Genomic DNA, 25236 nt, shown 5'->3' with positions numbered 1-25236 from the left:
TAACCTCCCTACAGGTTTGCCGGACAACCACTGCAGTGTTCCGGCTGCCGGTATGCCTGGACCACACAGGCTGATCTGCTGATCCGACCGTTTCTGACGCGGCAATGGAGATCGCCGTTGGGGTAGGCGATGCCGTTGCGTGGTCTGATCCCTGCTTTAGCCTCTGAATCCGAAGGCATTGATCCTTTGATCGTGTCGGCATACACCCTCGCTTTCATTCTTCTTCTTCTTCTTCCTCCTCCTCCTCCTCCTCTGCCTCCATGGATATGTCTGCCTCCTTTAGGATCCACCCCTTATCACGAATAAAAGACATAACATCAATTACGTCAGTCACTGCAAGGAGATCCGGCGCTTGGACCTTTATTTGTATGTTCATTCTTCCTCCGTGATTTCTATCAGGAAAGGGCTTTGGCACCATTCAGGGATTCCGTCTTCTGGACTTTCTATCTTTTTGTCCTCATCGTTATATGAGCACCACAAATAATCATCTATATGGTATGCAGCAAAGTCACACATATCGCATATTTCAAACGCTAACACTCTTCTCTTCTTCATATTGCCTCCACCACCGCTGCAGTGACTTTCTCCTCGCCCATCTCGCAGGCCGCGTTCATCGCCTTGGCCGCGTAGTTATTTACGACCAGAGGGTAAGCGTGACTGATTTTCTTGTTTCCCTGATCGCTTACCGTGAGACGCCGGGACAGGGCTGTTATTGCGTCAGGCTCAAAGATGTCGTCGAGCTTCGCGCCGATGCGTCGGAACTTGAGATTTAAGTAGTCGCCTATGTTGCCGTTTAAGCCGCGGACCTCGGCGGTCTGTATTCTCCTAATCACCTCGCGCATGTCGACATGGGTCGACTCGTTGAAGTATTTTTTCAGCTCTACCTGACCGACGAGTATAATACCCAAGAGCTTTCTGTACCCGTCCTCAAGCTCGTAGAACCTTTTCAGATACTTGAGCGTCGCAGGACTAAGATCGTGAGCTTCTTCAACAATGAGAACTGATCTGAAGTTCTGCTTGGAGCGTTCAAGAAGAAGGTCCTGAACCTGACGCGTCTTTTGTTCCAGCTTCACCTTCGGCTTCTGTTCCGATATATCCATGATGATTGCGTCGCAGATGCTCGCCGCCGTGAGCCGGGTCTTGTCGATTATCTGCGGGTAGATGACGAGGGTGTTGCCGTCTTTTCGCAACTGCCCTACTACTTTCCGGCGTATGACGGACTTACCTGATCCCACCTCGCCAATGACGGCCAGAAACCCGCTATGGTGGGCAGCGTCTAGCATCGCCGCCTCAATGTAACGGTGTTCCTCACTCATGTAGATATCGCCGTCCTTTAGAATGTCGTCTATAAAGGGATTTCTGAAGATTTTGAAGCATCGCATCGTTTCCTGATCCAGCATTTCCACCTCCCATTGAATTGTGATCTGCTCCGGATCGCCTGGCTTGAGTGCCGCTGTGGCCCTTTTTATTCCGGCCCGTATCTTATCCGTCGTATCAGACGGGTGAACCCGGTAATTGAGCTTTCCTAAAGGTTTCCAGATATCTGCCACTGAAAACCCCTGGGTTGCGAGCCAGCAGGCAGCTTGAGTATTATCCGCTACGAACTTCTCCACCGTTTTTTTGAACTCCGGCGTCCTGCTCGGTATGTAGCCCCGATTGACCGTAATGTTGATGGTCGTCCGGGCAAGACCCGTCAAATCCCCTATCACCCGCTGATTAATAGCGCAGTCCGAGAGGAGTTGTTTGAGAATGATTGGCTCGACGGGCGCCGAGTATACTTTGTTGACCATGTTATTTGCCATTCAATCACCTCCTGTCTTCAGCGGCCCGTATGACGGGCCAGTTTTCGTCCTCTATGGAGCGGATAATCTCTTCCGCTTTGGTTGTTTCAATGGATTCCCCATACTCCTCCCGCAACCGGGTGTTCATCTCCCGTGATATGGAACCGACCCTGCCGACCAGACGTTTTAAAAACTCGGTCATGCTGATCAGGGTTTCTGTGATGCCGCGGTCGATCTCCATGGGGGTGCCGCGCCGCGGCATCAGAGTGGCGTCCACCTTGTCGGCATGGTGGCCGTAGACCCGGAGTCCCTCAAAAGGTACTACGCCTTTACTGTGGTTTTCGCCGTAGGCCATGTTCTCCATGCGCTTAATCGCGCACTCTGTCTCTGTCTCCGGTTGAGACCGATACTGCTCATTTATGATGGCGGCGTTCCTGGAGAATCCGCCCTCAATAGCGGGAAGTTTCTCAACTGGCGCGGCCTCGTAGACCGCTTCCCGATAGGCGACCTCAATCGCAGGCCATTTATAGGGTTTTAGTATCGCCCATACTTTTGCTCCCCTAAAGAGACCCTCAATATGCTTTAGGCTGTACTCGTTTCCCCGATAACTGATCGTGTATGCGCCGCTCACCGTACGCTCTTCTTTCGGACTGACAAAGAGGTCCCGAAGGATGTCTTCTGATGGGAGTTCGCGGAGCTGTTCTTCTTTTATGAGGAGCCAGCAGGTCGTGCGGGGCATACCGTGCCGGGTATGTTTGCGGTCAGCTTGAAACCATATGGAGAAGTCGTGCGCCCATTGGTTTAGTTCATCAACGGACGTTGCTGGTTGTATTCGTAGGCCGGATTCAAACCAGGGTTCAATGATGTTGTGGGTGACTTCCACGGCGCCGTTTCTGCGGGGGTTCCTGGGGCGGCCCTTTGGGACTGAGACGCCTAAGCTGTCGAAGAATGAGACCATGGTTTTTGAGACGTTAGCAGAACCTGCATCCCAGAGCATCACGAAGGGGACGCCTCTGAAAGGCAGCTTCTCCTCTTCGTCTTTTCGGCCCCACGCCTCTCGGAGGAAGTCGTACATATTCTTCTGAGTCTCGCCCGTGGTATCATAGTATTTAAGCCAGAACGATCCGGAAAAATGGTCCACAAGGACATAGCGGAGCAGCCTCGTCTTTACTTTCGCAAAATTGTGGGGTTTGTTCTTGTAGAAGTCGCGCTCATCAAGAATCCCAAGACGGCCGCCTTTGAGGTAGTACTGAATGCAGACTGATACATCGACCTCATGGACGTGATTTGGGTGAAGAGAACGCATCTCCGTGTGGGGCGCAGGGGCTTTCTGATGTGTTTTAGAGAGTTGTCGCTCCCGGAGGAGACGGTTCATGACGGAGGGCGAGGCTTGGCCTGGTTTGATCCACCCGTTATCCTCGGCGATCTGCATTGCCCGTTCGGTGGGCATGATGGCTCCCTTTACCTCTCGGCGGGTTACATGGATAAGTGACGCGATTCCTTCAATCTGTTCCGTTGTGAGGCCCGTCTTGAGACAACCCTTGTCTGAGCGCGTGGACCTGGCCGAGACAAAGCCATACTGGGCGGCGATGGTGTAGAGACGTTGCCTCCTGTATCCTGTCTGCGTCTCGTAATGCGCGAGGATTGCGCTACGGTCGCGGGAGGAGGCTCGGTTCAGTTCGTGGCCAGGTCCTCTTGCCACATGTGATTAGTTCTCCTTTTCGATGATGCCGCCCATGCCTGGGTGCCAGGCTGATTCTGGACACATGACAGGGTCACCGTATAGAGTCACCGCCGCGTCAAAGGCGGTGAGGATTTGCTTACGCATATAGTCAATGGTTGTAAGGTAGGCGGCGATCATGCGGGCCGTAGGCTCTGCTTCTTCCTCATCGGTGCGGAGGTCATTTATGGTCTCCGGATCGACCCTAAGCATGTAACCGTCAAAGCCAGCGCGAAGGAACTCCATCTGCTTCAAGAATGCGTCTTCTTCGGAGGTGAGTCCGCGGGACTCGGCGGCTTTTTCATGGCGGGCAAGTTCCTTTTCGAGTTTCGTGATAGTCTTGTGGGTATCCTCCTGGACGCGCTCGTGGGCTTTTTTCTGGGCGGCGAGTTCCTCGTCCTGTTCTTTACGGGCTTTCTTGAGGGTTTCGACTTCGGCGAGAGCGTCTTCGATGGTCTTTCCCTCAAAATCGGACGGTTGGTCTGAAAGGCCTCTTCCTAAAGCCCTTATTTTCGTAGGGGGAAATTTTACCAAATAGGACAGTTGTTCCGAATATGCATGGAAGACCGGTTTGAGGTCGGCGAGTTGCCGGTCGACCGTTCTCACTTCCCTGCCCGTCGCTTCGCAGAATCCGGCCCAAGTGAGACCCGCTTTTCTGTAAGATTTGTCTTCCTTTACTTTGTAGAGGATCATTGCCTCCACCATGTCACCGTGCGCCCGGTCTAAGGATATTTTTTTGAGTATCCCAATGGCCTCGCGCTCATCCCCGTTAACTTCAAGTTCCTGCTGCAATTCTACTATCCTGTTCTCCGTGACGCTTTTGCCTGCCTCGTAAATCTCGTTTGCCACCTTAAATTGTTCCTCTGTAACCTTTTGCATGGGTTGCGCCTCCTGTCGCTTTTTATGGTTTTCTCACCGCTGTGAGCAGCCTGCTGATCTGTTCACGCTGTGATTCGAGCCTTGCCACCGATTTTGCCCAGAAGAGCATGCAGAGCGTGCCAAGCCCGTAGTGTGCGCCTACCCGCTCAAGGAGTCCAGCTTCAGCAAGCGTTTCGCACTGACGGTAGGCGGTGTTCTCCGATATGCCGAGTATAGCTGCTACTTCCTTCATCCCCATCGGCTCCGGGGAGTTTGCGACCTCTCTGAGTATCTGCGCGGCGGTCCAGACTGCATCTATTCTGTAGCGGTTCTCCTCGGGCATTTATTTTCCTCCTTTGAGGCCGAGCTTAAATTCGACCTGGGCAATTTCGTTCAGTAGGCGAGTCTTTTCTTGATTGAGCTTGGCGAGGCGCACATATTCAGAGTCATGGGGGTCAACCACATCGCACCGAAGCGGAGAGAGAAGGACCCGGAAGGGTTCCAGTGAGCCAGTGACCGCGCAAAAGGCGGCGAGGTCCTCGGCCCTGAAACCATAGTCCAGATTGGAAGATGTATATTTGTCGAGCATATCTTTCGAGATATTGCGCTTGGTGAGTTCGGAGATTTTTGCGGCGACCTGATACCTAGAATCTTTACAACTGGTTAAGGCCTTAGATAACGCATCCCTAAAGGCCATGGACACGTCCAGGGCGCCCTCTGATATCTCGGTATCAAAGAGCGATCCCTGTCCTGACAGTACCTTGGTAGATTGTTTTTTGCTGTTTGACATTGCATCCTCCAGGAGGATTTGATAAAATCAAAATCAAATGAGAGTTGAGCGATTGTCCCAATCCTATTTTCTATGTCTGGCCTCATTAGGAGGCCACAATTCGTCCACGGGTTTTCCTAAGTGCCGGGCAAGGATCCCCTTAACGGGCGTATCCTTGATTCTCCCATCTATTACGTATGTAACGTTCTGTCGGGTGCATTTTGCTTCTCTCGCAACAGCCGCCGCAGTAACATCCTTGTCGATCATCAGCTTTCTTATTGTTTTGCCGATCATTGTTGCCATGTTAAATAGATTATATTCACATTTGCGACATATATGTCAAGTAAAAAAGGACGTATATGCGAACTATTGATGAGATTCTTGATGGGATTATAGAGCGGCATGGATTAAAGAATCACAGTGCCCTTGCGAAGTTTCTGGGCGTGCGACACAGTGTGGTATCTACTTGGCGAGCGCGTCAAACAATTCCATATGACGTATTGCTGCGCTATTGCGTCAATAATAATCTGGACCTGATCTTTCTGCTTACCGGAATAATCACGGCGGAACGCGGCGAGGAAGAGGGCAAGCCGATCGGTTTAATAAGCTCATCTGGGCCGGGATTATATATAAAAGACACCGGATACGCAAAATTAAAGAGAGAGATTATAAACAAGGACACCGAGACGTCTCACGAGTATGGTACAACCCGCTCCGCTGAAGGCGTAGGCGAAAAGCCGCCCCATGTTTATGGATCTGAAAAAGGTGAACTCAGAGATCTTGTTGATGCCTTGGTGGAAATTATGGTGTCGGACGACGAGATTACTAAAGAGGCAATTAAAGGAAATCTGATAGCGTTTCGAAATGCGATCCGAGCGGGTAAAAAAGTTTCCGAGCTGGAAAATGATAACCGAGTGTTGAAGGCCGCGCTCCATCCCTACGACCCCGGTACCGATGTAGAGGAAGGGTAATCTACCCTGACTCGTGGAGGGCTTGTGTGAGGGAGATCTGAGGCAATATCGTCTATATGGTCGGCGGTGAAGGGTATTTTCTCCTCCCCGATGATGATGTTCTGAACGTCAAAATCGGAAAATTTCCCCGAAAGCGCCTCGACATTTCTATTCTAACGCAGACGTTGATAAGTCTCATGAAACAAACGTTTACGGAGGGTGATGCCGTCTGAAATATTTCTATCATCCTTTTGCAATTCTCCGCGCAACAACCCCAAAATATACCTTTGAATAATTGCAAATCTATCATGCCTTATGCATGCGCTATCCTTTAAATCCCGGTTCTTTCCGGATGATCCCGCTAAAATCTTAAACCCCTCAACCCTTATGTAACTTCCTTACATCTTTTGAGCATCCTCATAGAGCCACACTGCCCCCCCCAGAAAGACATTTATGACCTGGTTATTACTTCATTGCTTGCAGAAATTCTGATTACAAATTTCAGTCAAATATCATTTGATTTTCACGCGAAATTCTGAAAGACAGATACCTGTAAGATTAATCAGAAACATAGTTATATCGATTCCGGTAGTTACAATATACCGCCCCCCTTCACGGTTTAAAGGCGTTTGACTTATGTGATATAATGACGACTATACGTCTAAAAGGTGAACACGGGATATGAAGGGTTAATTTCCCGGAAAAGGAGCACTTTCAGATGAAAATCAGAAAAAATGTATTTTATATCTATACTTATTTCAGCAATGCTTATACTGACCAGTATCCTCATGATGGCGCCTCCAGCATCTGGTAGGATTTTACCGCAGCACCCGTGCTGACCACGGGAGAGAATCACTCTTTTGCCATGAAAAGCGACGGCACAGTGTGGGCCTGGGGATGGAATAATGGCGGTCAGCTGGATAATGGAATGGCACCACTAAAAGAAGTTCTATCCTTATGCAGGTCGTCGAGTGAAAACGGCCAGGGTTTTTTATTTGGTTCTGCGGTGATGCGGTTTGCCTTTGACCAATAGTGGTGCAGTTAAGCTTGTCAAAACTGAAATAATCTTGACAAGCTTAACTTTGTTTCATTATTTACCTGAACGTAATGTTTACCTTTGGACAAGCGATGTTCTTGAAGATTGTATGCATTGGAATGAAAATCGGGTAGTTTCGGATGTGACGTGGCCTGCTTCTGCGTTTTTAATGAGCGGGATCGCTGGTTTTATGTGAACTCAATGATTGCACGACGGAAGGCGAACCGACTGGGACCTTACGGCAAATTAGTGTTGGCAGCCACATGTTGTGTTGATATTAATAAAATTAGATAAGTTGCATATAATATAAATTACATGAATTGTTCCTCTTAACAAACTGTAATTTTTAAGTTAATACTTTGGTTTTCTTCTTGTGGAGCTGTCATGAGAAGGCGGAAGCGATGTTTTTGCATAAGTCCGAAGAAAATTGAACCAAAGGTGGGGGAGGCGATATGAATGGAAGCGAAAGCCGGGCAAACCAGTGGACTTGTACCTGAAGAACCGTTATGCGTGACGCGGATACGATAGTTATCGGATCAGGCGCCGGAGGGCTTACCGCAGCCTTAAGTTTGGCCAGGGCGGGTGAGCGAGTGCTTGTACTTGAGCAGCATTCCCGTCCCGGAGGGCTGTGTCACAGCTTCCACAGAGGGGGCTACCGTTTCAGTCCGGGTGTACACTATATAGGAGAACTAGGTCCGGGCGGCGCTTTGAGGGAAGTGTACGAAGGTCTCGGCGTAGCGGATGATATGGCCTTTTTTGAGATGAACCCTCAAGGTTTCGAGCATATCCGAATCGGCGAAGAAGTTTTTGACATTCCAGCAGGAAAGGATATCATGGTCGAGGCGTTTAAAACTCGATTTCCTGGTGCAGCCAACGGGATTGACCGCTATTTTTCTCTTCTCTATACAATCTGCGAAGAAATGAGGTGCATTCCCGAAACAAAAAGCCTTATCGATTTTTTGACCGTTCCTTTCCGAACCTGGAATATGGGCCGCTATGGACTCTTCAGCCTCGAACACATCCTCCGACGATGGATATCCGACCCGTTGGCCCGTGCGTTCCTTTCTATCCCTTGCGGTGATCACGGGTTGCCTCCTTCAAGGGTGCCCTTCGCCATGCACGCCCCGGTTGCGGGGCACTATTTTAATGGTGCGTATTACCCGTCAGGCGGTGCGGATTCTATCCCGAAAGCCCTGATCAGGGGCTTCGCGAAAGAAAAAGGAGAGATCCTATTATCAACGCCTGTCGAGAGAGTACTCATTGAGAAAAGAAGCAGCCGGCGGTGTGCCATCGGGGTTCGCCTTGAAGATGGCTCCGAGCTTCGAGCTGGCCGTGTGGTCTCCAACGCCAGCCCTGAGATTACGTATAATCGTCTTGTGGGCTATGAGCACATAAGCTCCGGCCTTCGAAAGAAATTGTGCCGCACAAGGTATTCGATTGCAGCGGCAATACTTTTTCTCGCCACAGATCTCGACCTTGAATCCATGGGTATGGATTCAGGAAACTACTGGTATATCCCCCACCGTGATTTGGAGTCTTTTTTCAAGAGCGCCCTGCATCCAGATACAGTGAATGACCCTCTTCCCGGTATTTTTTTCGGGATTACAACCCTCAAGGATCCTAGTGGCTTTACCGGACATCATACCATTGAGGCGGTGCGTTTCCTGGCCTATGAGGCTTTCGCTTCCTTCGCGGGGTCGGCCAATGGAAGGCGGTCCAAAAAAGAGTACTTAAACCTCAAGAGTAAGGTGGCCGGGGCCATGTTGAAATCTCTCGGACGTGTTATTCCAGGAATAGGCGATCACATACTCTTCAGCGAGCTGGGAACCCCTCTTACATTTGACCATTACGTGCGCTCGACCAGGGGGAGTTGCTACGGAACCGAGAAGAGCTTTGGACAAATAGGCCCTTTCTGCTTCAAACAGTTTTCGGAGATAGAGAATCTCTGCCTCTGCGGGGCCAGTATCCTTCACGGAGTGTCGGGTGCGAGTTTGTCGGGACTTCATCTTGCCGCCGCAGTCTTGGGCTGCCGACCAAGCGAACTCCTTTTGCCGACAGGGCAAAATCTGAAGATATTCTCTCCCCGACAACCCGATCAGTGGAAAAATTTCTGGCAGACAGATGAATCATGAATTTAGCCGGACACTGTTCGGGGAACTGGCAGCGATTAAGAGAGACCAATGAACGGACATGGAGTAATTATTCTCCTATTTTGACGTCACCGGTTTTAAGTCAGATTCATGTCAAACCCTGAGGCTTGACGCATCATTATTCTGTTCCTGTCCATCAGTTTCCCTTGAGAGTATGGGCGCCTGGAGGGTTCTTTTCTCTTGCGGGACTTAGAATTCTTGGATTGTTTCAACCTGACGCATCCAGGTAGTTTCCCGCATGAAAATATCTGTTCACGTAAAAAGTATATCGCCGTTTTTTGTGAACCTTCCAGCGTTTATTGTCCATACCGTTATTCTGCCTATTTTCTGTTCAGTCCCGGAGCGTAACCAAGAACGTTGTTGGCTTTGATCTCTACTATTGCTGCTCCCCGATTTTGTGGAGGTATGTCTCATGAGAGGAGACATAGAGAATACTTATTCGTTGAGATGCTCCTTGAACAACGTATCGCCCTTCGCGACTTTTTGTACAGGGTGAGGGGAGACTCGTAGTCGTATCATATATAAAAGGAGTAGTGTGACGTGGAATGGGCGCCGTACGGCGGATAATAACCGTATCCGTAGTACGGCTTCAAAGGTGACTCTTAATCTTCATTCTGCCGTCCCTGCATGCTGGGCGTGAGATGATCGCCATGTCCTGGGTCAGTGCGGGTGCACATATTGGTCATCCAGGCTGCTAGCCGCTAAAAGAGTTCTGCTGAATATTTCCTCTCGAGACACTATTTCAAACTCTTCGTTGGCATAATCTAAATTGGCGAGCCCGATTGCCTTCACCAGCTTTTGCTTTATAGCCACGGTATGTCCGTCCTATATGACTTACGAACTCCTGGGGTGTCCCCCGCCTGGTTGTGGGCGGATCGTGGATTTTGTTTATTTACATTGAAGTGCGGATTACAGATATAATCCTGTATCAACCTGCCTCCCCCCACATTTATTTCTCTGGATTTGTGTGGTGCCGGCTTGCCTCATAGATGATAATTAAACATTCAACGAATAAGTATTTATTGGGAAATAAAACACATGCGGACCTGGTTATCTGCGTGGTCGCGTGGAGCGTCAACGAGCATCTACTCGTCTTCTTCCTTGAGAACCCTTGTTTTGATTTCAGCAATTGACGCCGTGAGATCCTTACCTTCATACGAGATACGGTATAGCTCGCGAGTGATGGGCATTTCTATTCCAGAATTCAGGGCGAGGGTGTATGCGGCTTTAATGGTATAGTACCCTTCTACAACGAATTTTCGGGCTCTTATTACGTCTTCCGGCCTTTTTCCGTTGGCCAGCTCAATGCCGAAGGCCCTGTTTCTGCTTAGATTTCCGTAGGCGGTAAGTATGAGATCCCCTATGCCGGAAAGCCCCATGAATGTTGTTTCTTTCGCCCCAAGGGCTTTTCCAAGGCGTTTAATTTCCGCCAGCGCCCTGGTGATAAAGGCTGCTCTGGCATTGGAGCCAAGCCCCAAGCCTTCTATGATCCCGGCTCCTATGGCCATCACGTTCTTCATGGCCCCTCCCAACTCCACACCTATTATGTCTCTGGATGTATAGACCCTGAAATTGTCGCTGTGGATTTTTGTCTGAAGATAATAGGAAAAGTCGTTGTCTTCGGACGAGACTACGACCGACGTGAAAGCCCCCTCGGCTACTTCTTGTGCAAAGGAGGGACCGGAGAGGGTGGCGATCCGTGAGTCTCCCCCCACGGTCTCCGCAACTACTTCGCTCATTCTCAATAAGGTATTGATTTCGAATCCCTTTGTGAGGATCAGGATGTTCTTGCCCTTCAAAATTTCCGACACGGGAGCTATGGTGGCTCTCGTGGCGAAGGACGGTGTGGCGATTATGATGTCCTCCGTTGAGCCGGAAAGCATTTCAAGGCAATCTGTGAATTCTATTGAGCCGGGAAGTCGGAAGGAGGGCAGGTAGAGATTATTTTTTCGACTTGCCCTGAGTGTTTCGTACAGTTCCTTTTCGTATACCCAGAGAAGGACGGTGAGTCCTTTTTTCGCCAAGTGTATGGCAACGGCCGTGCCCCAAGCGCCCGCGCCGATCATTCCTATATCATATCGGGGTGCGTTCATGTCACCGCTATCTGGCTCCTTGATATTTCGGGCTGTTGAATTCGCTCATTCCAATGGGCCCCCTACGGGGTTTCCTGGGTAACGAGACCGGCATCACTCAGCGGTGGTCTCAGGTCCGTTATCTTTTACGGGAGTTTCGTCCCGGGCCTGAGGGCCTTCCTCTCCTGCAATGGCTACAGAGCTTATCGTCTTGTCCCCTGCAAGATCCATCAGTTTTACGCCGAGGCCGCCCCTTTTCTGGACGGGCATGTCTTTTGCGTTGAACCTTATGGTCCTCCCCGTGTCGGTAACGAGGATGATCTCACTTGCTTCAGTCACCTTTTTTAAACCGACCACATCGCCGTTCTTGGCGCCGCAACGCACATTTATGATGCCGGTGCCGCCTCTGGTCTGGTTTCTGTATTCGGAACAGGGTGAGACTTTTCCGTAGCCCTTTTCTGTAACAGTAAAAACATTGCAATCCCGGTCGACTATCTCGACCGAGACGACCTCGTCATTCTTCCTGAGCCTGATCCCTCTTATTCCGTAAGCAACCCTTCCCATGGGTCTCACATCGCTCTCGTGGAACCTTATTGATTTGCCCTTCTTTGTGGCCACCATAACCTCATTGTTTCCGTCCGTCTGGAGGGTGCCCATGAGGTTGTCATCTTCCGGAAGCTTCATTACTATGAGGCCAGTGGATCTCATGCGGCTGAGGGCGCTCAGGCTTATCTTTTTCACCTGCCCCTTCTTGGTTACGAGAAGGAGATACTTGTCCTCTTCAAACTCCCGCGTGTGGGCTATGGCCGTTATCCTCTCATTTTTCTCCGCGTTGATGAGATTGATCAGGGGTTTTCCCTTGGACGTCATTGGAGCTTCTGGAATCTCATGGACTTTGATGGTATAAGCCTTCCCCGCATTTGTAAAAAATATGAAGTGGTCGTGGGTGTAGGCTGTATAGATCTGGTCAACGAAGTCCTCGTCCCTCACCACGATTCCTATTTTCCCTTTTCCTCCGCGAAGCTGGGCTCTGTACTGGTCAAGGGCCGTTCTCTTGATATAGCCCCTGTGGGTAATAGTAACCACGACCTCCTCGTCTTTGATCATGTCCTCAATAGTGATATCCGGCACCTGATCCACGATCTCGGTTTGCCGTTTGTCTCCGTATCGATCTTTGACTTCAATAAGCTCTGCCTTCACGATATCAAGGAGAAGCTTCTCGTTGGCAAGTATTTCTCTTAGCCGCGCAATCTCTTTGGAGGTATTTTCGTAATCTTCGAGGATTTTCGTCTGTTCGAGATTTGTAAGCCTTTGGAGGCGCATTTCGAGAATGCTCGTAGCTTGCTTTTCTGACAGGCCGAAGCGGTCAATCAGGGAGACCCTGGCTTCCTGGGTGTTTTTCGACTGTTTAATAAGGGCGATTACTTCGTCGATATGCTCAAGAGCTATCTTCAGACCTTCTAGGATATGGAGCCTGCCCAAGGCTTTATTGAGCTCGAAGGTCGACCTTTTTGTCACTACCTCTTTCCTGAAGAGGATGAATTCCGTGATCAATTCTTTCAAACTGAGTACTTTTGGCTCGTTGTTTACGATGGTGAGGAATATGATTCCGAAGGTGGTTTGCAGCTGGGTATGTTTATACAGCTGATTGAGAATGGGCGGTCCCATCTCACCCCGTTTCAACTCGATAACGAGCCGTATCCCTTCCCTGTTTGACTCGTCTTTCAGATTTGATACACCTTCAATTTTTTTCGTATTTACAAGATCAGCGATTGTCTCAATGAGTCGCAGCTTGTTGACTTGATAAGGAATCTCAGAAACGACTATCATTTCCCTTCCGTCCTTCTTCTTTTCGATTGATGCCCGGGCCCTGAGAGTGATATGTCCTCTTCCTGTCTCGTATGCCTCTCTTATGCCCTGCCTGCCGTAAATAATGGCCTGGGTTGGGAAATCCGGACCCGTGACATAAGTCAGAAGCTCATCAAGGGTAATCTCTGGATTGTCTATATATGCAACGATGCCGTTCACCACTTCCGTCAGGTTGTGAGGGGGGATATTGGTTGCCATACCTACGGCGATACCTGAAGAACCGTTTACGAGGAGGTTGGGAATCCTGGTGGGCATAACGACCGGTTCGACAAGAGACTCGTCATAATTCGGCCTAAACCCGACTGTTTCTTTTTCGATATCCTTGAGTATTTCTTCCGCGATCCTTGAGAGTCTTACCTCGGTATACCTCATGGCTGCCGGGGCGTCCCCATCAATAGAGCCGAAGTTGCCCTGGCCGTCGACTAAGGGATACCTCATGGAGAAATCTTGCACCATACGGGCGATGGCGTCATAAACAGCTTGGTCGCCATGAGGGTGAAACTTACCTATCACATCCCCCACCACTCTGGCTGATTTCTTATACGGCTTGTCGTGGGTATTACCCAGCTCATACATGGCATAAAGAATTCTCCGGTGGACCGGTTTGAGGCCGTCTCTCACGTCCGGCAGTGCCCTCCCGATGATTATGCTCATGGCATAATCCATGTATGATCGCTTCATTTCTTCTTCTATGGGTACAGTAACAACCGAGGTGTGCATCCACGCCCTCCCTATGCATGAGTTTTATTGTAACGGGTCATTCACGACCGCCGGATTTAGGCAATATGAAGGGCAAATATTTGAGTCCGTAACAGATTTCCCCCTTCATTGCGCACTTTAAGATCCGGCAACCGAAGTGTTCTTAAGTTTCATAGTCTACCACAAATATTAACCTGTTGACAATTGGGAAGGCATGGGAGAGAATAAATACTTATGAGATTCGTCCCGTTCATTTTTCTTTCTCTTACGATCCTGATCGGGTCTGCGTCCTGTGGCAAGGAGGTGAAAGGCCTAGAAGAAGAGATAAAAATTCTCAAAGAAGAGAACGGTTTTCTCAAGGCTGAAAATATCGTCCTGAAGAGGGAGCTTGATGAGGTATACAACAAACTGGAAGAGAAAGAGAAGGCGGGCGTGGACTCAAAAATGAAACATGAGCTCATCGACTCTGGGAAATCAAGAGCGGAAGCAAAACCGGCCGCACGACCGGACTTGAAGATCAAGAATGGCCATAATAAAGTCAGGAGCGGCGATGACAAAAAACATCTATGAGAAACATTTCTCTCTCTGTCTCTTATGACGGGACAGCGTATCATGGGTGGCAATATCAGCCCAATGTTATTACCGTACAGGAGACCCTTCAGAAGACGGTCGAGAGGATTATCAACCGTCCGGTAAAACTATATGGCGGCGCGAGGACCGATACCGGAGTCCACGCCCAAGGCCAGGTGGTTAACTTTCACTCCGACACATTGATTGATCTTAAGAGTCTGGAAAAGGGGATTAATAGCCTTCTGCCCTCTGACGTCAAGATTAAGAAGGCGGACGAGATGCCGGAGGATTTTCATTCGAGATACTCCGCGAAAAGTAAGACTTACATTTATTGTATCCTTAATACGCCCCACAACTCTCCGTTTTATGGACGATATGCGTGGCATATCCGGCATAGCCTTGATATTTCGAATATGGGCACTGTTATACGAAATGTGAAGGGGGTTCACGATTTTTCCGCATTCAAGAAACAGGACGAGACGTACCGGAGCACGGAACGTGAGGTTCTTAGGGCGGGGGTTGGAAAGAGAAACGAATTTGTTTATGTGGTGCTTGAGGCCACAGGGTTCCTTCGCTACATGGTGAGGAATATTGTGGGAACGCTCGTGCTTGCCGGTTTTGGGCGACTGACCGCAGAAGGGTTCCGGGATATTATGGAATCGGGCGACAGACGGAAGGCAGGCTCAACTGCTCCTGCTAAAGGGCTGTTTCTGAAGGAAATAATATATTAGCAAGTATGGCCTAATGAGCGCAGGCGGATGCCGGCGAGAAATGTAAATCTGCCTGAGATAGGGAGCGCTCCGGGATAGCCTATGCTGTCTCCTGCGGCATCAATAGATTCAACTTCCCGGCGCACGACGCAATGAAGAAAGATTGTGATAGAATGCGTTTCCAGTACCAGGGTATGGAGGATCACTGTGCGCCTAAGACAGGCCGGAACAGGAAAGAATAAGGTAAAGGCAAGCGGATGAAAAAGATTGCTCAATCGGCGCTCAGAGTCATCCTTAATATACCTCTCTATATGGATTATATCTTAGGGAGAACGTCTCACTATGGCGGGTCGGCGGGATCCAACGATAAGATGTATTACGATGCGGAATCGATAAAGAAGGCTGAAGAATCTCTCAGGAAGATGGAGGATGGGAGGGACATTTACGACCATGAACTCCTTGTGCCCATAAATGAGCTTGCTCAACTCTATATGAAGGATGGCAGATATCCTGAGGCTGAGAAATTTTATGCGCGTTCGTTAGATATACTTGAAAGGGAGCTCGGTCCCGGTCATGGCGGTATAGCGCCAGTATTGTGCCATATGGGATCTGCCTGCCTTGAGCAGGGGAAATACGGAGAAGCGGAAGAGCTCTTTTTAAAAGCCCTCCGGTCTGCAGAAACCGGCTTTGGGGCGGAAGGTCTCATTGTGGCATCATCCCTCGAGAGGCTCGGAGTTGCCGTAACATTTCAAGGAAGATATTCGGAGGCGGAGATAATTCTCAAAAGGTCTTTAGAAATGGCAAAAAAGGCCGGGAGTACGAACCATGGTGTTGTATCGGCGGTATTGAAGGGGCTGGCCGGTGTCTATTTCATGCAGAACTGGCATGAGGCCGCCCATGGATTTTACAAGAATAGCTTCGAGGTCAGAAAGAAAGTCTTCGGTTCAAATCATCTCCTGACGGCTGAATCACGCTATGATTTGGGCCGGGTCTTAAGCGCGAGAGGCAAATACGACAGAGCTGAACCATACCTCGAACGGGCGCTAGACACGCAGGATAAGCTGCTAAGAGATGACCACCCTCACGCGGAACGGACGGTGGATGAACTTGCCAATGCGTACTATTATCAGGGTAAATACACGGAAGCTATAAGATTTTTCGAGCGCTCCCTTGCGACAAAAGAGAGGAAGCTGGGGCCCGACCACATGGGGGTTGCTTTTATTCTCGGCAATATAGGCCACGCCTATTACTACGGCCGCAAATCTGCCATGGCGGAGCCGCTTTATCGGCGTGCCCTTGCGATAACGGAGAAGGCGATGGGGCATGAGCACAGGGAAACGGCTTTAAAGTCCGGGACCTTGGCAGCCTCATGTCTTGCCCAGGGCAAGCTTGAAGAGGCGAAGCAAATGTGCGCCCAGTCGCTCTCCATACTGGAGGCTGAACCAGAGCCGGACTACCCGAATCTGGCAAACCTCTACGCTCTCATGGGGCAGCTATACAAGAGGATGGGAAGAAAAGAGGATGGAAAACGTTATGCCGACTTGGCGAAGACTTTACGGCGGAAACTTGAGCTGGAAATGGTGATGAACCCGTGATATCAGGCTGCCTTTCCGAACCGCTTTTGTACGATCTTTCGCACGTATTCCACTGTCCTGTGTCTTATAAATTGATATATAATAAAGCGTACTCAACGAATATTTTATTAAGTTTCAAGAGTTGCCAGCACATTGTGCGACCGGCCAGCGGGCATAGCTTTGGGGGGTCTTGAGAACAGATATGGCTCAATGCACAATAATTGCAACTTCAACATTCGGTCTTGAATCTGTGGTTGCCCTCGAATTGAAGGCCCTGGGATACGAGCTCTTGACTTTGGAGAACGGAAAGGTCTCATTCAAGGGAAGTGAGCGTGACATCGCCCGCTGCAATATCCGGCTCAGGACGGCGGACAGAGTGTTAATCAAAGTGGCGGAGTTCCCCGCGATGGATTTTGAGGAACTGTTCCAGGGTACTATGAAAGTGGGTTGGGAAGAGATTATTCCACTGACGGGTAAAATGCACATTGTGGGAAAATCGGTAAAGTCGCAGTTGTTCAGTGTCAAGGATTGCCAGGCCATCGTGAAAAGGGCGGTGGTGGAGGCGATGAAAAGGAAATACCGGACTGAATGGTTCGAAGAATCGGGTCCGGTGTACAAGATAGAGATATCCATGCTTAAGGATATGGCAACTCTGACCATGGATACATCAGGGCCTGGCCTCCATAAAAGGGGTTACAGGGTGGATGCGGGGGAGGCTCCACTTCGGGAGACCATTGCCGCTGCCCTTGTGATGCTGAGCCGCTGGACTCCGGACAGAATATTGGTTGACCCCATGTGTGGGTCAGGGACCATTGCCATAGAGGCTGCCCTTATGGGCAAAAATATCGCTCCTGGCCTCAAGCGATCATTTATCTCTGAAGAATGGCCGCAGATGCCGAAAGATATCTGGGAAGAGGCACGGGAAGAAGCGCAGAGCCAGATTAAAGATATGGAATTCAGAATTCTTGCTTCTGATAATGATGGAGAGGTTTTGAAAAAGGCCCGCGCCAATGCCCTTCAAGCCGGTGTTGCCGACTATGTGGCATTTCAAAAATTACCTGTGGAGGAATTTCGCTCCCGAAAGAAATATGGCTGTATTGTCTGTAATCCCCCTTACGGTGAACGGCTCGGAGAATCGAGAGAAATAGAACGGCTGTACAGAACGATGGGGAATGTATTTCAAGGGCTTGACAGTTGGTCTTTCTTCATGTTCGCCGCCCATCCCTATTTTCAAAAATTCTTCGGTAAAAGAGCCGACAAGAACAGAAAAATATTTAACGGTGGCATAAAGTGCTACCTCTATCAATATTTGGGACCTTTGCCTAAGAGGCACTCATATCTCACTTCCAGTTATCCGTCTGAGGCTGAGGGATCTGAAACGACATGAGGCGTTGAATATACTTGTTGAAACCGTCCTTCCCGCTTTTTTCCAGTTTTTCTATCTCAGGCCTTATTTGTCTCATTGTAGCTTCATTGAGAACCACATCAATGGGGTAGTTCATGTACGAGGTTCTTCTGAGAAGTGAATAAGCCTGTCTTTGTTCCGCCGTAAGAGCTAGGAAGCTGTCAAGTTCCTGAAGCATGTAAGCTTTCTTCTCGTACAGGTATCCGTCGACCTGCATCAGGAGGTTGGGGCTGTAATCACCGCATGAAAAATAGCTGTGCATTTCATCAAGGCTTGACACGAGGAGGCGTATCTCGGCTACCATTGCGTCGTCGCTCATTGGTATAAATGCGCCTTCCTCCACCATTTTGTTGAGCGGTGACTGGGGATGGAGGGCAAAAGTGCGGACCCTGATGAAATCGGGCCTGACAAGATTAAGAAGCCTTGCCGTTTCCCGCGCGTGTTCTTCGCTTAGCGTGTATCCTCCGACTCCAGGCATGATATATTCCGAAAGGGATATTCCTGCTTCTACAACCTTTCTGCCTCCCTCGACAATATCTTCCGGGGTAATACCTTTTTTTATAATTTTGAGCACTTTCGCCGAACCACTCTCCAAGCCAGCATGGATTCTGGTCAAACCTGCTTCTCTCAACTGAACCAGTTCCTCTACGCCTTTCTTCCGCAAGGTGGGAGCCCTGGCGTAAGTCGTAATTCGCTTTATGTTAGGGAACTTTTCCTTGAGATACAGCAATATCTCGAGTACCTGGGCTGTGGGAAGGAGAAGGCTGTCGCCGTCCTGCAGGAACGCCGACTGGATTTGTTCCCCGTATCCCTTGTAGTCCACGGCCATGCTATCGATGTCCTTCTTTACCTCTGCAACTGTTCTTTTGGAAAACTTGGTCCCTTTATAGGCGGGACAAAAAACGCACTGGTTCCATGGGCAGTTCCTTGTTACCCTGAGGAGCAGGCTACTAGCTTCACTCGGTGGCCTGATGACGCCTTGTTCGTACATAGATTATCTCCCTCTTAACCCCACTTTATGTTAATGCATATTGATGTGTCTATTTTTGCCGCTTGGCATGACTTCGTTTATTTTATATATATAATTATAACTATTTGTCGGGCTTCTTTCAAGCCGGTCCTGGCTATGGCCAGAGGTCGTCACCCGGTGTTTGTGGGAAAATTTTCCGTTGAAAAGGGTTTTGAAGGATGGTGTCCATGGAGTAGAATGGGAATAGCGAACTGTTTTTATTTCCTTAATCTTCATTGTGGAAGCTGAGGGACGAATTTCCAGCACACGCCTGAACTGAAGTTAATTTAGAGCTATCCTGCCGTTTCTTCTTGCTATGGCGATCGGTCACGCCTCTCTGTTTCAAACGGAAGAAGTTGTTTTATGGACCTCCATGGTCCGCTATATTTTTACAATAGTGTAGGCTTTCTCGCCAAGACCTAACTTCTCGCCGTGGCTCAACTGGATGGTCCAGTCAATCCCTGGGAAGAGGGCGCGCCACTTATCCGATCCAGGCGCGAGCACGGTCTTAATGGCGGTATTGGGCAATGACGGCTGGCCGTGTATGAGATCACATGAGGCCGTATCTATTGCCACCGGGTCTGCGGACGCAAGAATCCCAATATCCTGTACTATGGCTGCGTCGCTGTGGGGATAACAATCGCACGAAGGGCTGACCTGCACGATGAAGTTGAGGTAGACCGTTTTCTTCTCCTTTCCTTTCACAGCGCCGTACGCGTACTCCACTATTTTCTTCTGAAAAACATCCTGGGCTTGATTCCACTGTATCTCAACAGCATTTTGAGGGCACACGATGACGCATTCTCCGCAACCTATACATCCCTCTCTGATCTCGGCTTTTTTATCCATCATGGAAATAGCCCCGGCAGGACAGTATTTGAGGCAAAATTTACAGCCTTTGCATTGCTTAGGGTTGATCATAGGCGCTACGGTGCTGTGCTGAACAAGTTTTCCTTCCCTTGTTGCGCACCCCATACCCAGATTCTTGAGTGCTCCTCCGAATCCCGAAATATCATGGGCCTTGACATGGGTTACCACAACCATTGCGTCCGCATTCACTATTTCTCTGGCGATGCTCACTTCTTTCAGTTCTTCTCCGGGAATTGATATTTTTTCGCCGTTTGCCCCTCGAAGTCCGTCTGCGATGATAATGGGCGCACCGGTGCACGAGTAGTCAAAACCGTTCGCCATGGCGGTGGAGAGGTGACTTACGGAATCACTCCTGGAACCAGCATAGAGGGTGTTCGTGTCCGTAAGGAACGGCTTCCCCCCTGCCTTCTTGACCCGGTCCACCACGATCCTGAGATAAACAGGCCTGAGAAAGGCTGTGCCTCCATATTCGCCAAAATGGAGCTTTACCGCTACTAGGTCATTCAGTGCAATTTTTGTATCGATTTTAGTCCGATTCAACAGGTCTTCTATTTTATTAAAAAGGTTTCGTTTCGGTGATGTCCTTAGATCTGTAAAATATACCTTCGACATTGAGCCTCCTTTTTCCTTTGATTAACAGGAAAATTATGTTAATAATAGACGGCTTTGTCAACAAAAAGGAGGTTAACCGCATGCTAAATCTTTCGGAAAAACACTTGATGATTCAAAAGATTGCGGAAAAATTGGCGAAAGATAAAGTTGCCCCAAGGGCAAAAGATATAGATGCGACAGGCGCTTTTCCATGGGATCTCGTAGATTTGTATAACAAGCATGGCCTCCTCTATCTCATGCTGCCGGAGCGTTTTGGAGGTCTTGATGGCGATATTACATCCCTCTGCCTTGTTATTGAAGAACTGGCGAAGGTTTCTGGGACTGCTTCCCTCATACCGCTTGCCCATAACGTGGGCGTCATGCCTTTTATGGTGGCGGCGAATGACGAACAGAAAGAATACATTTATGGCAAGATCGCCGACCCAGACAAGCCGCATCTGGTAGCCTTTGCGCTTACCGAGCCGGAGGCGGGTTCGGACGCATCGCACATGAGGACCAATGTGGTGAAGGATGGCGAATATTGGTACTTAAACGGCAAGAAAGCGATGATCACAAACGGGGCGAACGCGCAGTTCATTACCGTTTTCGCGACCACTGACTCGAAACTGAGAACAAACGGAATCACGGCGTTCTATGTGGAGAAGGATTACCCTGGTGTTATTGTGGGTAAAAATGAAGATAAGATGGGGATGATCGGTTCCGATCTCTCAGAGGTCACGTTTGATAATGTGAGACTCACAAAGGATAATATGCTGGGTGAAGTGGGGCAGGGATGGGATATTGCAATGTCGACTCTCAATCTTTCCAGACCGGCTGTTGGTGCCCAGGCTGTGGGTATCGCCCAGGGGGCACTTGATTTTTCGGTTGAATATGCATGGAAGCGCGTACAGTTTGGACAGAAGCTTGCAGATTTCGAAGGCATCCAGTTTATGATCGCCGATATGGCGATCCAAGTAGAGGCGGCGCGGGCTCTTGTCTATGACGCAGCCCATCTCCTTGATATGAAGGTGTACGAAAGAGACAAGATGAGCGCCATAGGTGTCGATAAACTTTCCGCCATGGCGAAGCTTTTTTCTGCTGATGCGGCAATGAAGGTGACGACCGACGCGGTGCAGATTCTTGGAGGCTGCGGGTACACCAAAGACTACCCTGTTGAGCGTATGATGAGGGACGCTAAGGCGACACAGATTTACGAAGGCACAAATCAAATCCAAAGAATAATTATTGCCAGAGATATATTCAGAAAATTTATGGGCTGAGCCTGTGGCGGCATGGAAGGGCGGGACCTCAGCGTAAGCAGGAGGAAGTGGTTTTTTACGTCGCGACTACTCTGTTCGCCAGATTTTCCATGAAAGGTTTTGGCATTCTCTTGAGCTTGCCACTGCCGTCGACACAAACCATTCTTGTCTCTATCTTTGTCACGGCCCGGTCTTCTTTCGTGATCGTGTGGATCAGGACGAAATTTGTATTCTTCACCTCTTTCACGGATGTGTCGACTCGGATCAGATCCCCGTACATGACCTTTTCAGACATATCAAGGAACACCGTCTTGACCATTACGTAGGTATCCGACTTTTCCCACTCAGGAAGGGAGATTCCAATGGACATAAGATACTCAAACCAAGATTTTTCAACGAACCTGAGATAATTCGCAAAATAGACGACGCCGCCCGCATCCGTATCCTGATAATAGACCCTTGTCATATACATCTAGTCTTAATACCATGCAACGTCGAGTGCGGTCAAGTGCGGATGACGTGGAGCGTAGAGCGAATAGTGTAGAGGGCGAATCAAAAACGACCACTTGTTGTAAAATGTTCCTTCGGACTTGATATTTTTCCATTCATGTCTTATTTTTAATCATGTAAGCATGCAGTCATTTGGGACGAGGGAGGCTTTCCGGGCCGGCTCAAGTTTTTATCCCGGCAGTACGTGATTGCATCTCGACGTAAAAACGATTCAAAACAAGGAGGAACCTATGAAAGCGGTAGAGATTAAACCAGGCATACACTGGGTGGGAGCAATTGACTGGGGTGTAAGGGATTTTCACGGGTACATCACACATAACGGGACGAGCTACAATAACTACCTTATTATGGATGAGCATGTTACCCTCGTTGACTGCGTTAAACAGGAGTTTGCAGATGAGACTATTGAGAATATCAAGCGTCTCACCGATTTTTCCCGTATAGAAAATCTTGTGATAAACCACATAGAGCCTGACCATGCGGGCGGCATTGATGCCATAATGAAACTAATACCCCAAGCTGTAATCTATATCACAGAAAGAGGCAAGAAGGGCCTGGAGAGACACTTTGATGTGTCGAAGTGGACATTCAAGATAGTCAAAAATGGAGATACCCTAAGCACAGGAAAGCATACTCTTCTTTTTCTCGAAACACCCATGCTGCATTGGCCCGATTCGATGGTTACCTATATAAAAGAGGCAAAGTTGCTCATTTCCCAGGATGCGTTCGGCCAGCACTTTGCCAGTGCGTCCCGGTTTGACGATGAATTTGTAGGATGTGCGTCAACCTTCGAATTGGAAGATTCAGTGAAAGATTATTATGCGAATATACTTATGCCCTTCGGGCAACTGATAAAGGCGAAGATAGGCGAGATCGTGAAAGCCGGCATTGAGATTGATATGATTGCCCCTGATCATGGTGTGATATGGCGGAAGGACCCCGGCAAGGTGCTTCAGATGTATCTTGATATGGCAAACGGCAAGGCTGATCTCAGGGTAGCCCTCATTTATGACACCATGTGGCATAGCACGGAGAGGATGACAGTGCCTATGGCGCAGGGAATAAAAGATGAGGGAGTGGACTGTAAAGTGATAAAACTGAGAGCAACGTCTATGAGTGTCGCAATCAAAGAGTTATGGAAAGCGAGAGGTTGTCTTGTTGGGAGTCCTACCATGAATAACGTGCTTTTCCCGTCGGTTGCAAAATTCCTGTATCACCTCGGAGGACTGAAGCCTAAAAACAGAATAATGGGTGCGTTCGGAAGTTTTGGATGGGGAGGCGGAGCCGTGAAGGAAGCCTACAGCATGATAAAACGGACGGCTGTTGAAGTTGCGGAACCGGGCCTGGAAGTAATGTACAGACCGTCGGAGGAAGATGATCGGAAGTGCTATGAATTCGGAAGGGATTTTGCTGTGAAGGTTAAAGAATACCACAAAAAATTCGAATAAGGAGGGGCAATGACGATGTGGACGTGTACTGTGTGTGGATATGACTATGATGAGGCAAAAAATGGTAAAAAGTTTGAAGATCTTCCTGATGACTGGAGATGTCCTGTTTGCAATGCGCCACAGGACGCATTTGAAGAGAAAAGGTAAGATATAGGACGGGAGTCTTGGTTCCTGGTCTGGGCCTGATTTCCAGAGAAACGGCTTATTCAAAAATACATGGAGGGTGGCATGTCAAAAACAGAGAAAGATCTGAAGGAAGCTTTTGCAGGTGAGTCCCAGGCCAACAGAAAATACCTTGCCTTTGCGAAGAAAGCCGAGGAAGAAGGTTACAAACAAGTTGCGAAACTTTTCAGGGCCGCCGCCGAAGCGGAGACGGTGCACGCACACAATCACCTGAGAGAATTGGCGGGAATCAGAAGCACGAGGGAAAATCTGGAGACTGCAGTCAGCGGAGAGTCTTTTGAATTTCAAAATATGTACCCTGCCATGATCGTAGATGCCCAGGGTGAGGGTAATAAGGGAGCTGAAAGAAGTTTCACAATTGCAAATGAAGTTGAGAAGATTCACGCGGCTCTCTATCAAAAAGCTTTGGAGGAGCTTGGAAAGAATGAGGAACACGACTATTACATTTGCAAGGTCTGCGGGTATACGGCCGAGAGAGAAGCCCCTGACCTGTGCCCTGTGTGCGGGGCAAGAAAAGTGGCGTTTTACAAGGCCGATTAGACCGTTTGTGACACGGGGTAATTAGTTGAGCATAATCGCCGCCTTCCATGCCAGCCCACGACAGGGAGGGAACACGGATATTCTTATCACGGAAGCCCTGAAGGCAATAGACCCCTCTCTTCACCGGGTGACTCTTTTCAGGCTCAACAGCATGAACATAACGCCGTGCCAGAATTGTGGCGGATGCACAGATACTGGCGTATGCGTGATTAAGGATGGGATGGTGGATATATACGAGGCTATCAGGGGGGCGGACAGGATCATTCTCGCCTCCCCCATCTTTTTCTTTTGTCTGCCTGCCCAAGCGAAAATCATGATTGACCGTTGCCAGTGTCTATGGTGTGAAAAGTATTTACTGAAAAGAGAAATCCCTCGTGGAAGCCATGGAAGAAAAGGATTACTGCTTCTCGCCGGAGGCATGAAGAAGGAAGTCGGTGTGGAGTGCAGTGAGGCAACTACGAGTGCGTTTTTCAGGACCATCAGCGTCCCGGAACACCGGACGCTAAGCTATCTCGGTATCGACGCGAAAGGCGCCATTCTTGACCATCCCACTGCGCTGGCCGATGCATATCGCGCCGGCGAGAATCTTGTCGCTCCAGATTGAACCTGAGCTGTCACGGCGGGACCGATTCTTCCTAGAAGCGGTAATTGTCGGTACCGGCC

General features: G+C 49.2%; 26 protein-coding genes. 12 read left to right on the top strand and 14 right to left on the bottom strand.

All coding sequences use genetic code 11. The features are described 5' to 3' along the window. Nucleotides 1-8: 8 nt before the first annotated feature. The 9 genes from LBQ00_06705 to LBQ00_06665 form a co-directional block, all read right to left on the bottom strand. Nucleotides 9-218 (bottom strand): hypothetical protein, encoded by a 210-nt coding sequence (locus LBQ00_06705; GenBank protein ID MDR2018542.1) that lies wholly within the window; start codon nucleotides 216-218, stop codon nucleotides 9-11. Then, on the bottom strand, nucleotides 215-376 hold the full coding sequence (locus LBQ00_06700) for a hypothetical protein (protein MDR2018541.1): 162 nt from the start codon (nucleotides 374-376) through the stop codon (nucleotides 215-217). Before LBQ00_06700 ends, LBQ00_06705 begins: the two co-directional genes overlap by 4 nt. Next, nucleotides 373-555 (bottom strand): hypothetical protein, encoded by a 183-nt coding sequence (locus LBQ00_06695; GenBank protein ID MDR2018540.1) that lies wholly within the window; start codon nucleotides 553-555, stop codon nucleotides 373-375. Before LBQ00_06695 ends, LBQ00_06700 begins: the two co-directional genes overlap by 4 nt. Next, nucleotides 552-1802: an AAA family ATPase gene (locus LBQ00_06690; protein MDR2018539.1), complete on the bottom strand. Its 1251-nt coding sequence runs from the start codon at nucleotides 1800-1802 to the stop codon at nucleotides 552-554. The genes LBQ00_06695 and LBQ00_06690 overlap by 4 nt, the downstream gene beginning before the upstream one ends. 4 nt (nucleotides 1803-1806) lie before the next feature. Beyond that, nucleotides 1807-3483 carry a hypothetical protein gene (locus LBQ00_06685; GenBank protein ID MDR2018538.1) on the bottom strand — a complete coding sequence of 559 codons (1677 nt, stop codon included), beginning with the start codon at nucleotides 3481-3483 and terminating at the stop codon, nucleotides 1807-1809. 6 nt (nucleotides 3484-3489) lie between these two features. Then, nucleotides 3490-4380, bottom strand: a complete 891-nt coding sequence (locus LBQ00_06680) for a hypothetical protein (protein ID MDR2018537.1) — start codon at nucleotides 4378-4380, stop codon at nucleotides 3490-3492. A gap of 22 nt (nucleotides 4381-4402) precedes the next feature. After that, nucleotides 4403-4702, bottom strand: a complete 300-nt coding sequence (locus LBQ00_06675) for a helix-turn-helix domain-containing protein (protein MDR2018536.1) — start codon at nucleotides 4700-4702, stop codon at nucleotides 4403-4405. Further along, nucleotides 4703-5149 (bottom strand): hypothetical protein, encoded by a 447-nt coding sequence (locus LBQ00_06670; protein ID MDR2018535.1) that lies wholly within the window; start codon nucleotides 5147-5149, stop codon nucleotides 4703-4705. A 63-nt stretch (nucleotides 5150-5212) separates the two neighbouring features. Further along, nucleotides 5213-5422, bottom strand: coding sequence for a hypothetical protein (locus LBQ00_06665; protein ID MDR2018534.1), 210 nt, complete (start codon nucleotides 5420-5422; stop codon nucleotides 5213-5215). A 65-nt stretch (nucleotides 5423-5487) separates the two neighbouring features. Between LBQ00_06665 and LBQ00_06660 the strand changes: the two genes are divergently transcribed. The 3 genes from LBQ00_06660 to LBQ00_06650 all read left to right on the top strand — a co-directional run bounded on the left by LBQ00_06660 (nucleotide 5488) and on the right by LBQ00_06650 (nucleotide 9246). After that, nucleotides 5488-6099 carry a helix-turn-helix domain containing protein gene (locus LBQ00_06660; protein ID MDR2018533.1) on the top strand — a complete coding sequence of 204 codons (612 nt, stop codon included), beginning with the start codon at nucleotides 5488-5490 and terminating at the stop codon, nucleotides 6097-6099. Nucleotides 6100-6910: 811 nt separating this feature from the next. Continuing rightward, a complete protein-coding gene (locus LBQ00_06655; protein MDR2018532.1) occupies nucleotides 6911-7111 on the top strand; it encodes a hypothetical protein in 201 nt (66 codons plus the stop codon). Between the two features lie 509 nt (nucleotides 7112-7620). After that, nucleotides 7621-9246, top strand: coding sequence for an NAD(P)/FAD-dependent oxidoreductase (locus tag LBQ00_06650; protein MDR2018531.1), 1626 nt, complete (start codon nucleotides 7621-7623; stop codon nucleotides 9244-9246). A 1103-nt stretch (nucleotides 9247-10349) separates the two neighbouring features. Here LBQ00_06650 and LBQ00_06645 read toward each other — a convergent pair. Further along, the gene (locus tag LBQ00_06645; GenBank protein ID MDR2018530.1) at nucleotides 10350-11357 is read right to left on the bottom strand and encodes an NAD(P)-dependent glycerol-3-phosphate dehydrogenase; all 1008 of its coding nucleotides are present in this window, start codon (nucleotides 11355-11357) and stop codon (nucleotides 10350-10352) included. A 93-nt stretch (nucleotides 11358-11450) separates the two neighbouring features. Continuing rightward, nucleotides 11451-13925: a DNA gyrase subunit A gene (gyrA, locus tag LBQ00_06640; GenBank protein MDR2018529.1), complete on the bottom strand. Its 2475-nt coding sequence runs from the start codon at nucleotides 13923-13925 to the stop codon at nucleotides 11451-11453. A gap of 213 nt (nucleotides 13926-14138) precedes the next feature. On the opposite strand from gyrA, the gene LBQ00_06635 reads away from it, so the two are divergent. The 4 genes from LBQ00_06635 (at nucleotide 14139) to LBQ00_06620 (ending at nucleotide 18145) form a co-directional block, all read left to right on the top strand. Next, nucleotides 14139-14474, top strand: a complete 336-nt coding sequence (locus LBQ00_06635; GenBank protein ID MDR2018528.1) for a hypothetical protein — start codon at nucleotides 14139-14141, stop codon at nucleotides 14472-14474. Continuing rightward, nucleotides 14471-15205 carry a tRNA pseudouridine(38-40) synthase TruA gene (gene truA, locus LBQ00_06630; protein MDR2018527.1) on the top strand — a complete coding sequence of 245 codons (735 nt, stop codon included), beginning with the start codon at nucleotides 14471-14473 and terminating at the stop codon, nucleotides 15203-15205. Before LBQ00_06635 ends, truA begins: the two co-directional genes overlap by 4 nt. A gap of 236 nt (nucleotides 15206-15441) precedes the next feature. Then, nucleotides 15442-16779 (top strand): tetratricopeptide repeat protein, encoded by a 1338-nt coding sequence (locus tag LBQ00_06625; protein MDR2018526.1) that lies wholly within the window; start codon nucleotides 15442-15444, stop codon nucleotides 16777-16779. Nucleotides 16780-16960: 181 nt separating this feature from the next. Further along, the gene (locus LBQ00_06620) at nucleotides 16961-18145 is read left to right on the top strand and encodes a class I SAM-dependent RNA methyltransferase (GenBank protein MDR2018525.1); all 1185 of its coding nucleotides are present in this window, start codon (nucleotides 16961-16963) and stop codon (nucleotides 18143-18145) included. Here the strand turns inward: LBQ00_06620 and LBQ00_06615 are convergent. Beyond that, complete coding sequence (locus tag LBQ00_06615) at nucleotides 18099-19154, bottom strand: radical SAM protein (GenBank protein ID MDR2018524.1); 1056 nt, start codon at nucleotides 19152-19154, stop codon at nucleotides 18099-18101. The two genes, LBQ00_06620 and LBQ00_06615, sit on opposite strands and share 47 nt — an antisense overlap. 399 nt (nucleotides 19155-19553) lie before the next feature. Then, nucleotides 19554-20654: a DUF362 domain-containing protein gene (locus LBQ00_06610; GenBank protein MDR2018523.1), complete on the bottom strand. Its 1101-nt coding sequence runs from the start codon at nucleotides 20652-20654 to the stop codon at nucleotides 19554-19556. Between the two features lie 80 nt (nucleotides 20655-20734). On the opposite strand from LBQ00_06610, the gene LBQ00_06605 reads away from it, so the two are divergent. Continuing rightward, nucleotides 20735-21913, top strand: a complete 1179-nt coding sequence (locus LBQ00_06605; GenBank protein ID MDR2018522.1) for an acyl-CoA dehydrogenase family protein — start codon at nucleotides 20735-20737, stop codon at nucleotides 21911-21913. 55 nt (nucleotides 21914-21968) lie between these two features. Here LBQ00_06605 and LBQ00_06600 read toward each other — a convergent pair whose 3' ends face one another. Further along, nucleotides 21969-22364 (bottom strand): acyl-CoA thioesterase, encoded by a 396-nt coding sequence (locus LBQ00_06600; protein MDR2018521.1) that lies wholly within the window; start codon nucleotides 22362-22364, stop codon nucleotides 21969-21971. 268 nt (nucleotides 22365-22632) lie between these two features. Here LBQ00_06600 and LBQ00_06595 point away from each other — a divergent pair, with 268 nt between their 5' ends. The 4 genes from LBQ00_06595 (at nucleotide 22633) to LBQ00_06580 (ending at nucleotide 25177) form a co-directional block, all read left to right on the top strand. After that, complete coding sequence (locus LBQ00_06595) at nucleotides 22633-23850, top strand: FprA family A-type flavoprotein (protein MDR2018520.1); 1218 nt, start codon at nucleotides 22633-22635, stop codon at nucleotides 23848-23850. Nucleotides 23851-23859: 9 nt separating this feature from the next. Then, nucleotides 23860-23997, top strand: coding sequence for a rubredoxin (locus tag LBQ00_06590; protein MDR2018519.1), 138 nt, complete (start codon nucleotides 23860-23862; stop codon nucleotides 23995-23997). An 81-nt stretch (nucleotides 23998-24078) separates the two neighbouring features. Beyond that, the gene (locus tag LBQ00_06585) at nucleotides 24079-24573 is read left to right on the top strand and encodes a rubrerythrin family protein (GenBank protein ID MDR2018518.1); all 495 of its coding nucleotides are present in this window, start codon (nucleotides 24079-24081) and stop codon (nucleotides 24571-24573) included. Between the two features lie 25 nt (nucleotides 24574-24598). Beyond that, complete coding sequence (locus LBQ00_06580; protein MDR2018517.1) at nucleotides 24599-25177, top strand: flavodoxin family protein; 579 nt, start codon at nucleotides 24599-24601, stop codon at nucleotides 25175-25177. Nucleotides 25178-25236: the final 59 nt, after the last annotated feature.

This window comes from Syntrophobacterales bacterium (genome assembly GCA_031274925.1).
Classification (GTDB): domain Bacteria; phylum Desulfobacterota; class Syntrophorhabdia; order Syntrophorhabdales; family Syntrophorhabdaceae; genus PNOM01.
This window is presented reverse-complemented; position numbering and strand designations above follow the sequence as displayed.

Bases quoted from the DNA above. Each gene is read 5' to 3' on its own strand.
- LBQ00_06705 (MDR2018542.1), bottom strand. From the start codon at position 218: ATGAAAGCGAGGGTGTATGCCGACACGATCAAAGGATCAATGCCTTCG.
- LBQ00_06700 (MDR2018541.1), bottom strand. From the start codon at position 376: ATGAACATACAAATAAAGGTCCAAGCGCCGGATCTCCTTGCAGTGACT.
- LBQ00_06695 (MDR2018540.1), bottom strand. From the start codon at position 555: ATGAAGAAGAGAAGAGTGTTAGCGTTTGAAATATGCGATATGTGTGAC.
- LBQ00_06690 (MDR2018539.1), bottom strand. From the start codon at position 1,802: ATGGCAAATAACATGGTCAACAAAGTATACTCGGCGCCCGTCGAGCCA.
- LBQ00_06680 (MDR2018537.1), bottom strand. From the start codon at position 4,380: ATGCAAAAGGTTACAGAGGAACAATTTAAGGTGGCAAACGAGATTTAC.
- LBQ00_06675 (MDR2018536.1), bottom strand. From the start codon at position 4,702: ATGCCCGAGGAGAACCGCTACAGAATAGATGCAGTCTGGACCGCCGCG.
- LBQ00_06670 (MDR2018535.1), bottom strand. From the start codon at position 5,149: ATGTCAAACAGCAAAAAACAATCTACCAAGGTACTGTCAGGACAGGGA.
- LBQ00_06665 (MDR2018534.1), bottom strand. From the start codon at position 5,422: ATGATCGGCAAAACAATAAGAAAGCTGATGATCGACAAGGATGTTACT.
- LBQ00_06660 (MDR2018533.1), top strand. From the start codon at position 5,488: ATGCGAACTATTGATGAGATTCTTGATGGGATTATAGAGCGGCATGGA.
- LBQ00_06650 (MDR2018531.1), top strand. From the start codon at position 7,621: ATGCGTGACGCGGATACGATAGTTATCGGATCAGGCGCCGGAGGGCTT.
- LBQ00_06645 (MDR2018530.1), bottom strand. From the start codon at position 11,357: ATGAACGCACCCCGATATGATATAGGAATGATCGGCGCGGGCGCTTGG.
- gyrA (MDR2018529.1), bottom strand. From the start codon at position 13,925: ATGCACACCTCGGTTGTTACTGTACCCATAGAAGAAGAAATGAAGCGA.
- LBQ00_06635 (MDR2018528.1), top strand. From the start codon at position 14,139: ATGAGATTCGTCCCGTTCATTTTTCTTTCTCTTACGATCCTGATCGGG.
- truA (MDR2018527.1), top strand. From the start codon at position 14,471: ATGAGAAACATTTCTCTCTCTGTCTCTTATGACGGGACAGCGTATCAT.
- LBQ00_06625 (MDR2018526.1), top strand. From the start codon at position 15,442: ATGAAAAAGATTGCTCAATCGGCGCTCAGAGTCATCCTTAATATACCT.
- LBQ00_06620 (MDR2018525.1), top strand. From the start codon at position 16,961: ATGGCTCAATGCACAATAATTGCAACTTCAACATTCGGTCTTGAATCT.
- LBQ00_06615 (MDR2018524.1), bottom strand. From the start codon at position 19,154: ATGTACGAACAAGGCGTCATCAGGCCACCGAGTGAAGCTAGTAGCCTG.
- LBQ00_06610 (MDR2018523.1), bottom strand. From the start codon at position 20,654: ATGTCGAAGGTATATTTTACAGATCTAAGGACATCACCGAAACGAAAC.
- LBQ00_06605 (MDR2018522.1), top strand. From the start codon at position 20,735: ATGCTAAATCTTTCGGAAAAACACTTGATGATTCAAAAGATTGCGGAA.
- LBQ00_06600 (MDR2018521.1), bottom strand. From the start codon at position 22,364: ATGTATATGACAAGGGTCTATTATCAGGATACGGATGCGGGCGGCGTC.
- LBQ00_06595 (MDR2018520.1), top strand. From the start codon at position 22,633: ATGAAAGCGGTAGAGATTAAACCAGGCATACACTGGGTGGGAGCAATT.
- LBQ00_06590 (MDR2018519.1), top strand. From the start codon at position 23,860: ATGACGATGTGGACGTGTACTGTGTGTGGATATGACTATGATGAGGCA.
- LBQ00_06585 (MDR2018518.1), top strand. From the start codon at position 24,079: ATGTCAAAAACAGAGAAAGATCTGAAGGAAGCTTTTGCAGGTGAGTCC.